Below are 11,737 nucleotides of genomic sequence, written 5' to 3' on the forward strand. Positions count from 1 at the left end.
CACCCCCCGCCCTCCAGCGCCCCGCCTGCACGCGCCATGCCCAGTGCCGACCCCGCCCGTCACCGGCTGCGCCCGAACCCGAAGAGGAGCCGATGGCCCGCGTCATCGTGATGGATCTGAGCCGGCACAACACCGTGATGGTCGGCCATGACCGCTACTTCGTCCTGCACTCGGACGGACGGGCCCTGCTCGTCCGCGACCACTGCCCCCATCGCGGCGGGCCGCTCAGCCTGGCCCGCCGCACCCCCGACGGGCGGCGGCTGAGCTGCCCGTGGCACGGCACCAAGGTGGGCGTCGCGGCCGTGAAGCGGTCCTGCCTGCCGATGGTGCGCAGCGGGGACGAGGCGCTCGTCGTGCTTCCGGACGGCGACGCCCCCGTCTCGCTCGCGCGCAAGGAGATCCTCGCCAACCTGCCGCCCGACCCGACCCGCGACGAGGGGGCCGAGTGCCGATGAACACCACCGACATGCGAAGCGAGCCGGAACTCGACCAGTTCATCCGCTGGGGCCGCGACCTGCATCACCAGGGCCGGTACGAGGACGCCGCGCGGGCGTTCGAGCTCATCCTCGGCCTGGACGGCGACAACGAGGAGGCGCGGATCGGCCGGAACCGCGCCGTACGCCGCGCCGTCCCGCGCTGGCACTGGGAGATGCTGCACGACGAGGAGCGCGCCGAGCTGTACGACAAGGCGATCCGGCGCGCGGTGGCGGCCGACCCGGACGCGCTGGTGCTCGACATCGGCGCCGGCTCGGGCCTGCTGGCGATGATGGCGGCGCGCGCCGGGGCGCGGCAGGTCGTGGCGTGCGAGGGCCAGCCGTCGGTCGCGGAGACGACGTCGCGGGTCGTGCGCGTCGCCGGGTACGACGACGCGGTCACCGTGGTGCCGAAGATGTCCACCCGGATGACGGTGCCGGAGGACCTCCCGCGGCGGGCCGGACTGCTGGTCACCGAGATCGTCGACTGCGGGCTGCTCGGCGAGGGAATCCTGGGCACGATCGCGCACGCCCGCGAGCACCTGCTCGCCCCGGACGCGACGATCATGCCGTCGCGGGGCCGGATCATCGCGACGCTCGTCGAGAGCGAGCCGCTGCACCGCAAGAACCACGTCGGGAAGCTGTACGGGTTCGACCTGGCGCCGTTCAACGGCCTGTCCACGCTGGAGTACTTCGACTCGCGGCTGCTCCGGCACGAGCACCGGACGCTCTCGGACCCGCTGACGGTGTTCGACTTCGACTTCTCCACCGCGGACGCGCGCCCGCAGCGCACCGAGCTGCGCGTCCGGCCGACGGCGGCCGGGAAGCTGCACGCGATCGCGTTCTGGTTCGAGATGGAGCTGCTGCCGGGGATCGTGATCGGCAACGCGCCCGGGGACCGGGCGCACTGGAAGCAGGCGATCCAGTGCCTGCCGGTCCCGGTGCACGTCCAGCCGGACGAGCCCGTCCTGCTGGAGGCGGCCCACGACGGGGAGTACGTCCGTTTCACGGTGCTCAACGGGGAGCGTGCGGGGTCGTTCCCCCACGCGGGACACGAGGCGGTGTCATGACCATCACGACGTCAAGCACGACGACGAGCACGACGAACGGTGCTCTCGCGGAGTACTGCGCGCAGCGCATCTTCCGGCCAGGGCCCGAGGTGTTCATCGAGGGCAACCCGTTCCGGCGGCCGATCGGTCCGCCGGGCGTGGGCGACCGCGACTTCTCCGTCCCGGCGACCGCGGCCGAGTTCCTCGGCAGCGGCCAGCTCATCGCGGGGCGCGTCCTCTGCAACGCCTACGAGAGCGACATGATCCTGCTGCCGGCCGCCGGGCTGGCCTCCGCCAAGGACGACTTCGACCTGTTCTACAGCGACGAGGTGCGGGCGCTGCGCGACACCGTCCGGCCCGGCCTGGAGCGGTACGCGTTCTCCTTCCTGGACGACGCCGTCACCGTCCGCCCGGTGCGGACGCTGGACGAGCTCCAGGCGTACTTCCTCGCCGAGGTGGGCGGGGCCGGCGCCCCCGCGGACGCGTCCGGCAACAATCCGGCCGTCGACGCCGCCGCCCCGCTCACCGGGACGATGCGGGCGATCACCGAGTGCCGGCACCCGGAAGAGGCGGCGGCGCTGCACCTGATCCAGCTCGCGCTGGACGCGCTGACCGAGGCGTCGGCGATGGCGCGCAACCTCGGCGGGTCGTACGGCGTCGAGCAGTCCGAGCTCTTCAAGATCTTCAACGACGAGTTCGGGTACGGGGTCTACGGCGCCAAGCACAGCACGATCTTCAAGGAGATGCTGGCGAGCGTCGGGCTGCGCACCGACCTGCACGCCTACTGGAACTTCTACCTGACCAGCTCCCTGGTCGGGGTGAACTACTTCAACTGGCTCACCGAGGACCACCGCGGCATGTTCCGCTACATGGCCGCGGTGACGTACCTGGAGTGGCTGTTCGCGCAGGGGTTCGCCGACACGGGCGCCATGCTCCGCGCCGTCTACGGCGACCGCGTGAACGCCAAGTACTGCGACGAGCACGCCCACATCGACGTCCACCACGGGCGGATGACCTACGAGAACCTGCTGCTCGGCCTGGCCCGCACGCACGGCGAGCTGGTCATCCCCGAGCTGGTGCGCGGCATCGAGGACACCAAGCTGCTGCTGCACCTCGGCGACGCCGACTTCCGCGCGCAGATCGCCTGGGCCGACACGCTCGACGAGCACACCGAGCAGGGCGCCGCCCTCGCGTCGTCGGCGCGGGACGACGCCGTGACGACCACGCTGCGCGCCGGCGGCCCGTTCAGCACCGGCGTGCACGACGCGGACACGCTCGTCGAGGTCACCGCCGGCGAGGTCGACGTCCACGCCTGGGCGACCGAGACCCCGCACCGGCTCGGGACCGGCGACGTGCTGCTGGTGCCGCGGGGCCGCCTGCACGGGCTGAAGGCCGCCTCCCCCGAGGCTCGCGTGACCGCACGAACCGTCGAAAGGACCTCCCGGAATGCCGCATGAATTCCCGGTCGGCTCGTACAACGAGTGGGACCCGCTCGAAGAGGTGATCGTCGGAGTGATCGACGGCGCCGCCGTCCCGCCGTGGCATCCGGCGATCGAGGCGACCGTGCCGCCCGAGGCGTGGGACTTCTACCGCCGCAACGGCGGCGGCGCCTTCCCGGCGGAGCAGATCGAGGCCGCCCGCGAGGAGCTCGACGGATTCGTCGCGATCCTCGAAGGCGAGGGCGTCACCGTCCGGCGGCCCGACCCGGTCGACCAGTCCCGCTCCTTCGGCACGGCCGACTGGACGTCCACCGGCGGGTCGTCGCACACCTTCCCCCGCGACATCGCGCTGATCGCCGGCGACCAGATCGTCGAGGCGACGATGGGCTGGCGGTCGTACTACTTCGCCACCCACCCGTTCCGGACGATCTTCAAGGACTACTTCCGCCGCGGTGCCCGCTGGGTCGCCGCCCCGAAACCACAGCTCACGGACGAGGCGTACAACCCGGACTACGCCGCCGCCAAGCCCGACACCCCGTCCCCCGACGACCTCGCTCCTGTGGGGGGACGACCCCCCGCACCCCCCGGAAAAGAATGGTTCCCGGACGCGGCATCGGTCATCACCGAGTTCGAGCCGATCGTGGACGCGGGCGACTTCATGCGGTTCGGCCGCGACATCCTCGTCCAGCGCAGCCACGTCACCAACCGCTTCGGCATCGAGTGGGTGCGGCGGCTCCTCGGCGGCGAGTTCCGGGTGCACGAGGTCGCGTTCATGGACGACCACCCGATGCACCTGAACGCCACGTTCGTCCCGCTCCGCCCCGGCCGGGTGCTGATCAACCCCGAGCGGGTGCCGGAGCTGCCGGAGATGTTCGCCGGCTGGGACGTGCTGGTCTGCCCCGAGCCCGCCATCCCCGCCGACCAGACGATGTACTTCTGCAGCCGCTGGATCGCGATGAACACCCTGATGCTCGACCAGGACCGCATCTTCGTCGAGGCGCAGGAGACCGAGCTGCTGCGGCTGCTGGAGAAGGAGGGCTTCACCCCCATCCCCGTCCCGTTCCGGACGGTCAACACCTTCGGCGGCGGCTTCCACTGCGCCACCCTCGACGTCCGCCGCCGCGGCGGGCTCGACGACTACTTCTCCTGACAGCCGATCGAGGTCCCGTATGACGTACGACGCGCGGGCGGGCGACGAGCGTCCGCTCCTCCTGCTGGTCGCGAGCAGCTACTGGGTGTACCGCCGGTACATCCTGGAGTCGGTGTCGGCGCGCTACCGGCTCTGGCTGCTGAACCCGTCCCACGTCACCTGGGAGGACCCCTACATCGTCGGGCACACCGTCGTCGACTGCCTCGACCTGGACAAGCTGACGGCGGCGGCGCGCGAGGTGGCCCGCGAGCACGAGGTCGCCGGGGTGTTCTGCTACGACGAGGTCTACATCGAGACGTCCGCGCACCTCAGCGCGGCGCTCGGCTTCCCCGTGCTCGACCCGGACGCGGTGGCGCTGTGCCGCGACAAGGCCGCCACCAGGGCGGCGCTGGCGAAGGCCGGGTACCCCCAGCCCGCGTCCCGCGCCGTGTCGTCGCTTGAGGAGGCCCGCGCGTTCGCGGACGGGATCGGCTACCCGATCATCGTCAAGCCGCGGAACCTCGGCGGCAGCCTCGGCCTCAGCAAGGTCGAGCGGCCGGAGGACCTGGACACCGCGTTCGCCCTCACCGACGGCACGCGGATGGGCGGCATCCGCCAGTTCGACGACTACGTCATCGTCGAGGAGTTCATCGAAGGCCCGGAGATCTCCGTCGAGTGCGTGCTGTTCAAGGGGGAGTGCACGCCGCTGATCGTGGCGCACAAGGTCCTCGGCGGCAGCGGCGCCCTGGCGTTCGAGGAGATCGGCCATGACGTCGACGCCAACGACCCGCTGCTGTTCGACGCGGGCTTCCACGCGATGCTGACCGGGGTGCACGCCGCGGCCGGGTTCACCGACGGGGTCACCCACATCGAGTTCAAGCTGGCACCGAACGGCACCAGGCACGTCATCGAGATCAACGTCCGGCTGGGCGGCGGGATGATCCCGTACCTCGGGCTGCTGACCTCCGGCGTCGACGCCCCCCTCGCCGCGGCCGACGTGGCGGTCGGGCGGGCCCCGGCGCCCACGTTCCCGAAGGAGCGCAAGGCCGCGTCGATCCGGTTCGCCTATCCCCCGTACGACATGGAGGTCACCTCGGCGACCGCGCACACGGAGCTGATGCGCCCGCCGATCGCCGAGGTCGAGGTCGGGACACAGCCGGGCGCACGCGTGCGGCTCCCCCCGCACGGCCTCGCCCGCACCGGCTACGTCATCGCGATCGCGAACACGCTGAAGGAGACCCGCGCCGCGATCCCGGACGCCGGGCGGTACTTCACGTTCGAGGGCACCCCGCTGGAGCCGGCGCCATGACCTCCTCCAGCGAGCACCCGACGTCCGGCGAGCACCCGACGATCCTCGCCACGCTGCGGGAGATGAGCGGGACGGTCCGGATCCTCGTCCTCGGCAACCTGGTCATCAACCTGGCCGCGTTCCTCAACGCGTTCCTCGTGCTGTTCCTGAAGGACGAGGGCTTCAGCGCGTGGGAGAGCGGCGTGGTGCTGACCGCGCTGATGGTCGGCCGGATCTCCGGATCGGCCGCCGGCGGCGCCGCCGCCGACCGGTTCGGCTACCGGCGCGCCATCATCGGCGCGATGGCCGGCACCGCCGTGCTGACGGCGGCGCTCGTGCACGTCCCGAACGTCTGGGTCGGCGCGCTGGTCGCCGGGGGAGCGGGCCTCACCGCGCAGGCGTACCGTCCCGCCGCACTGGCGTGGGTCGTGGAGCTGACGCCGAAGGACCGCCAGGTCATCGTCTTCTCGGTGCTGCGGCTGACGTTCAACGTCGGCACCACGGTCGGCCCGGTCGGCGCCGCGCTGCTGCTGACCTACTCCTCCTACGACGCGCTGTTCTACGTGGACGCGGCGACGTCGCTGGCGTTCGGCGTGATCGCCTACGTGGCGCTGCGCTCGAACCCGGAGCCGGAGCGCCGGTCCGGCGACTCCGGCAAGGGGGAGCGGGCCGGGTACCGGCAGGTGTTCGCCGACCGGCGGTTCATGCTCGTCGTACTCGGCCTGTTCGTCACGGCGATCGCCTACATCCAGAGCTCCGCCGCACTGCCGCTGTACGTCACCGGCTCCGGCCACACCGAGAAGGTGTACGCGGCGCTGCTCACGGTCAACGGGTTCATGGTGATCACGCTCGAGGTGCTGCTGTCGAAGTGGACGCAGCGGCTCCCGATCGGGCTGCCGATGGCGCTCGGCATGGCGCTGCTCGGGATCGGCCACCTCGCCTACACCGGGCCGTCCCCGGTGGCCATGCTCGTGTTCGCGACCGTGGTGTGGACGGCCGGGGAGATCGTCGCGGCGCCGTCGATGATGGCCTACCCGGGGCTCGTCGCGCCGCCCGCCCTGCGGGCCCGCTACATCGCGGCGGCGACCGTCCCGCAGCACGTCGGCTACGCCATCGGCCCCATGATCGGCATCGCCGCGTGGCACGCGTGGGGCTCGGGCGTATGGGTGCTGACCGGGTCGATCGCGCTGGCCGGGGCCGTCCTAGTGCTGGCCGGGACGGGCATGTCGCTGCGCCGCGCCCAGGAGGCGCCCGAGGAGGCGCCCGCGATGGCGGCGACCCAACCGACGGATCAATCGACATGAAGGTGAAGAACATGGATAAGCCCGTCGTGGCCGTCGTCCGGCCGTTCAGCTCCTCGGCGCTGCTCGCGCCCGCGCTGCGCGAGGCCGGTTTCAGCCCGGTCGCCGTCATGGACTACGACGGCCCGGCCCTGGCCCCGATGCAGTCGGCCTACGACCCGTCCGCCTACGACGCGGTGATCAACCACCACGGCGACGTGGACGAGACGATCGCCCGGCTCGGCGCGCTGCGGCCGATCGCGATCTTCCATGGCGCGGAGGCGGCGCTCGAACTGGCGCAGCGCTGCACCGACGCGCTCGCGCCGGAGTTCTCCAACGACCCCGCGCTGATGGACGCCCGCCGCCACAAGTACCTCATGCACCAGGCCGTCGCCGCGGCCGGGCTGCCCGTCCCCCGGCAGACCTGCACGTCCGACCCGGACGAGGTCGCCGCGTGGATCGAGCGCGAGGGCCTCGCCGGCGCGGACCTCGTCATCAAGCCGCCGGCGAGCGCGGGCACGGTCGGAGTGAGCCGCGCCCCGGCCGGGCAGGGCTGGCGCGAGCTGTTCGCCGGCATGATCGGCACGCACGACAAGCTCGGCGTGCTCGCCGACCAAGTGCTCGTCCAGGAGCAGATGACCGGCACCGAGTACGCGATCGACACGATCAGCCATCAGGGCCGGCACTCCATCACCGACATGATCAAGTACCGGCGGGTGCCGTTCGGCGAGGGCATCGCGGTCTACGACAGCGTCGAGTGGCTGCCCTACGACCGGGACGCCTACGGCGAGCTGATCGACTACGGGCTCGCCGCGCTGGACGCGGTCGGGCTGCGCAACTGGGCCGCGCACACCGAGATCATGATGACGCCGGACGGGCCGCGGCTGCTGGAGGTCAACGCGCGGCTGTCCGGGGCGGGCAACCCCGCGGTCACCCACATCGCGACCGGGGAGAGCCAGGTGACCCGGACGATCGACCTGGTCCGCGGGGGCGGGCCGCAGATGCCGCCCGGCTACACGCTGCGCACGAACGTCATGGCCGTGTTCCTGATGTCGCACTCGACGGGGATCGTGCGGAACGCCGAGATCTACGACCAGGCCCGCGACCTGCCGAGCTACCACTCGCCCGTGGCCGTGGCGCGCACCGGCGACCACGTGCACGCCAGCACCGACATCTTCGCGAGCATGACGATGGGCTACATCATCCTCGCCCACGAGGACCTGGAGCAGATCCACGCCGACCGCGAGGCCATCCGGAAGATCGAGAAGGACCTGATCGTCGACACGGACGGGGCCGAGTGATGGTCACCGCGAAGTACATCGACGCCTGCGCGGGCCCCCTCCGCGACGTCATGTCGGACGTCGAGCTGCCGCCCGTGTTCGCGGACGCCTGGGGCAAGTACCTGCTGTCGCGCCCGCTCTTCTCGTCCGAGGCCCGGACGCGGCGGGCCGCCGACGACCTCGCCGGGCTGTTCACGGTGATGGCGTCCCTGCCCGACCGGCTGTTCGGCGGCGACCGCCGCGCGTTCTGCGCCGCCATCGGCGCGGACCCGCGGCGCACCGAGCTGATGACGCGGTTCGACGGCGACCCGATCCTGTACGGGCGGGCCGACCTGTACGACGACGGGTCCCAGTACCGGCTGCTGGAGTTCAACATCGGCAGCGAGCTGGGCGGCGTCGACATCAGCGAGACCAACCGGAGCCTGCTCGCCCACAAGGAGTTCGGCGCGTTCGCCGAGGAGCACGGGCTCTCGACCGTCGACACCCCCGGGGAGATCGCGCGCCACTTCGTCCGGGCGACTGGGAAGGAGGCGCCCGTCGTCGCCACGCTGGAGGCGATCGGCGGCATGGCGGCGTACGACGGGCTCCACCGGTCGTTCCAGGACTCGATGAAGCGGTACGGCATCGAGCTGTTCATGGGCGAGGTGGACCAGGTCCAGGAGAAGGGCGGACGCCTATACATGCACGGCCGTCCCATCGACCTGATCCTGCGGTACTTCTCCGCCCACCAGGTGGCACGGGACCCGCGCAACGACGAGCCCGCCGAGACGATCATGCGCGCCCACGAGGACGGCAAGGTCGTCCTCTGGACTCCCCTGACGGCGTCGATGTTCTCCTACAAGAGCTGCCTGCCGCTGGTCTCCGACCCGGACATGCGGGCGGAGCTGTCACCGGCCGAGAACGCGCTGATCGACCGGATCCTGCCGTGGACGCGCACCCTCGGCCCCGACCTGGTCGACCAGGTGCACGCCGAGCGGGACCAGCTGATCCTGAAGCCGGTCGCCGGGCTGTCGGGCCGCGGCATCCGCGCCGGCTGGGACCAGACCGACCGCGAATGGGCCGAAACGGTCGCCGAGTGCCTGCGCGGGGACTACATCGTGCAGCGCCGCGTCGTCCCGGTCACCGAACCGGTGGTGGACGTGGAGACCGGCGCGGTCGAGGACTGGCTCGCGGTCTGGGGGCTCTTCGTCTTCCCGGACGGATACGGCGGCGCGTTCTGCCGGGCCGTCCCATCGTCCGGCGGAGCATCCGTCGTCAACCTCGGCACGAAAGGAGCCCGCGTCAGCTCGGCCTTCCACTACTGAGGGCGGCCTGGTTAGCATCACGCTGCCCACCTCGAAGGAGAGGACCCCCCGCCATGCACAGACGTCTCCTCGGCGTGCTCGCCGCCGCGTTCCTCGGCGCCGCGGCGGTCACCGCCGGACCGTCCACCGCGTCGGCCGCTCCCGCCCAGGCCGCTCCCGCCCAGGCCGCTCCCGCCCAGGCCAGGGCCGACGTCGACTTCACCGGGATCGTCGCCCTCAGCAACTGCTCGGGCTCCCTCGTGCGCGTCCCCGGCGCCGCCGACAGCGACCCGGCGCTGGTGCTCACGAACGGGCACTGCTACGAGGGCGGCATGCCCGGCGCCGGCCAGGTGATCACCAACCGGGCGTCCCAGCGCACGTTCACGCTGCTCGATCCGAGTGGCAGCGGGTCGCTCGGCACCCTGCGCGCGACGACGATGGTGTACGCGACCATGACCGACACCGATGTGGCCCTGTACAAGCTGAACACCAGCTACGCGAACATCCAGCAGTCGTACGGCGTCCCCGCGCTCGAACTGTCGCTGGAGCGGCCGGCGGCCGGGATCGACCTGCGCGTCGTCTCCGGCTACTGGAGGCGCATCTACTCCTGCCGCCTCGACGGCTTCGCCCACCGCGTCCGCGAGGCCGACTGGACGTGGAAGGACTCGCTGCGCTACACGCCCGAGTGCGACACGATCGGCGGGACGTCGGGATCACCGGTCGTCGACGCCGCGTCCGGCAAGGTCGTCGGCGCCAACAACACCATGAACGAGAACGGTGAGCGCTGCACCCTGAACAACCCGTGCGAGGTCGACGAGGCGGGGAACATCACGGTGCACGAGGGCATCGGATACGGCCAGCAGACCGACATCCTGGCCGCCTGCATCGCCCCCGGCAGCGTGATCGACTACGACCGTCCGGGCTGCCTCGTTCCACGCGGCTGACGCCCCTTCCCCTGCAAGGCCCGCGGCCCGGCCGGCCGCGGGCCTTTGCTGTGAGGGAACTAACCACGGCATGTAGTACTACAGCTCGTAGTATGTCTGACAGGATGTAGTACTACAGCTTGTAGTAGTGAGCCGGAGAGGCACGCGCCATGGACTCGGTCGACATCGCACGGTGGCAGTTCGGGATCACCACCGTCTACCACTTCCTGTTCGTCCCGCTGACGATCGGGCTGTCCGCGCTCGTCGCGGTGCTGGAGACGGCGTGGCTGCGCACGGGCAAGACCGCTTACCTGCGGGCCACCAAGTTCTGGGGCAAGCTCTTCCTGATCAACTTCGCGATGGGGATCGTCACCGGCATCGTGCAGGAGTTCCAGTTCGGCATGAACTGGAGTGACTACTCCCGGTTCGTCGGCGACATCTTCGGGGCGCCGCTCGCCATCGAGGGCCTGCTCGCCTTCTTCGTCGAGTCGACCTTCCTCGGCCTGTGGATCTTCGGCTGGGACCGGCTGCCGAAGCGCATCCACAACGCCTGCATCTGGATCGTGCACGTCGGGACGCTGCTGTCCGCGTACTTCATCCTCGCCGCCAACTCCTGGATGCAGCACCCCGTCGGATACCGGGTCGACTCGGAGACCGGACGCGCCGTCCTCACCGACTTCTGGGCCGTCCTGACCAACTCGACCCAGCTCGTCGCCTTCCCGCACACCATCACCGCCGCCTTCGTCACCGGCGGCATGTTCATGGCGGGCGTCTCCGCCTGGCACCTCGCCCGCCGCAAGAACGTCGAGGTGTTCCGGCCGTCGCTGAAGCTCGCGCTCGCCGTCACCGCGGTCGCCTCGATCGGCGTCGCCGTCTCCGGCGATCTCCAGGGCAAGGTCATGACCGAGCAGCAGCCGATGAAGATGGCCGCGGCCGAGGCCCTGTACGAGACCGAGCGGCCCGCCTCCTTCTCGATCTTCACGGTCGGGACGCTGGACGGCGACGAGGAGGTCTTCGGGATCAAGGTCCCGCGCGTCCTGTCGTTCCTCGCCACCGGCACCCTCGACGGCGAGGTCACGGGCATCAACGACGTCCAGGCCGCCGAGGAGGCCCGGTACGGGCCCGGCGACTACCGGCCGCTCGTCCCGGTCATCTACTGGAACTTCCGGATCATGGTCGGGGCCGGGATGCTCACCGCGCTCGTGTCCCTGGCCGGGCTGTGGCTGCTGCGGCGCGGGCGGCTGCCGTCCAGCCCCTGGGTGTACCGGATCGGGATGCTGTCGCTGGCGCTCCCCTTCATCGGCAACTCCGCCGGATGGATCTTCACCGAGATGGGTCGGCAACCGTGGTCGGTGTTCGGCCTGATGAAGACGTCCGCGAGCGTCTCGCCCGGCGTGACGCCGTCGTCGATGCTCATCTCGGTCATCTCGCTGACCGCGCTGTACAGCGTCCTGCTCGTCATCGAGACGGGCCTGATGCTCAAGTACGCCAAGGCCGGGCCGCCCTCGGAGACCGAGGTGCTGCCTCCGCCGCCCGACGACCCCGACTCCGATTCCGACTCCGAGCGCTCGCTCGCGTTCGCCTACTGAGGGC

Annotated in this window: 10 protein-coding genes; all 10 read left to right on the top strand. The window is 71.0% G+C overall.

All coding sequences use genetic code 11. From position 1 onward, the window contains the following. Positions 1–92: 92 nt before the first annotated feature. On the top strand, positions 93–455 hold the full coding sequence (locus ABGB11_RS03685) for a Rieske 2Fe-2S domain-containing protein (protein ID WP_347628776.1): 363 nt from the start codon (positions 93–95) through the stop codon (positions 453–455). Continuing rightward, positions 452–1,543 carry a 50S ribosomal protein L11 methyltransferase gene (locus tag ABGB11_RS03690; RefSeq protein ID WP_347628777.1) on the top strand — a complete coding sequence of 364 codons (1,092 nt, stop codon included), beginning with the start codon at positions 452–454 and terminating at the stop codon, positions 1,541–1,543. The genes ABGB11_RS03685 and ABGB11_RS03690 overlap by 4 nt, the downstream gene beginning before the upstream one ends. Further along, positions 1,540–2,979: an iron-containing redox enzyme family protein gene (locus ABGB11_RS03695; protein WP_347628779.1), complete on the top strand. Its 1,440-nt coding sequence runs from the start codon at positions 1,540–1,542 to the stop codon at positions 2,977–2,979. Before ABGB11_RS03690 ends, ABGB11_RS03695 begins: the two co-directional genes overlap by 4 nt. Further along, positions 2,969–4,111, top strand: coding sequence for a hypothetical protein (locus ABGB11_RS03700; protein WP_347628781.1), 1,143 nt, complete (start codon positions 2,969–2,971; stop codon positions 4,109–4,111). The genes ABGB11_RS03695 and ABGB11_RS03700 overlap by 11 nt, the downstream gene beginning before the upstream one ends. 19 nt (positions 4,112–4,130) lie before the next feature. After that, entirely contained in the window at positions 4,131–5,399 is a 1,269-nt protein-coding gene (locus tag ABGB11_RS03705; RefSeq protein WP_347628783.1) for an ATP-grasp domain-containing protein, read from the top strand. Continuing rightward, on the top strand, positions 5,396–6,682 hold the full coding sequence (locus tag ABGB11_RS03710) for an MFS transporter (RefSeq protein ID WP_347628785.1): 1,287 nt from the start codon (positions 5,396–5,398) through the stop codon (positions 6,680–6,682). Before ABGB11_RS03705 ends, ABGB11_RS03710 begins: the two co-directional genes overlap by 4 nt. A gap of 11 nt (positions 6,683–6,693) precedes the next feature. Then, complete coding sequence (locus ABGB11_RS03715; RefSeq protein ID WP_347628787.1) at positions 6,694–7,959, top strand: ATP-grasp domain-containing protein; 1,266 nt, start codon at positions 6,694–6,696, stop codon at positions 7,957–7,959. Further along, positions 7,959–9,242, top strand: a complete 1,284-nt coding sequence (locus ABGB11_RS03720) for a hypothetical protein (protein WP_347628789.1) — start codon at positions 7,959–7,961, stop codon at positions 9,240–9,242. The genes ABGB11_RS03715 and ABGB11_RS03720 overlap by 1 nt, the downstream gene beginning before the upstream one ends. A 53-nt stretch (positions 9,243–9,295) precedes the next feature. Beyond that, complete coding sequence (locus tag ABGB11_RS03725) at positions 9,296–10,165, top strand: serine protease (protein WP_347628791.1); 870 nt, start codon at positions 9,296–9,298, stop codon at positions 10,163–10,165. A 149-nt stretch (positions 10,166–10,314) separates the two neighbouring features. Continuing rightward, on the top strand, positions 10,315–11,733 hold the full coding sequence (locus ABGB11_RS03730; RefSeq protein WP_347628793.1) for a cytochrome ubiquinol oxidase subunit I: 1,419 nt from the start codon (positions 10,315–10,317) through the stop codon (positions 11,731–11,733). Positions 11,734–11,737 lie beyond the last annotated feature (4 nt).

Origin of the sequence: Actinomadura sp. B10D3, from assembly GCF_039871695.1 — a bacterium.
Taxonomy (GTDB): Bacteria; Actinomycetota; Actinomycetes; order Streptosporangiales; family Streptosporangiaceae; genus Spirillospora; species Spirillospora madurae.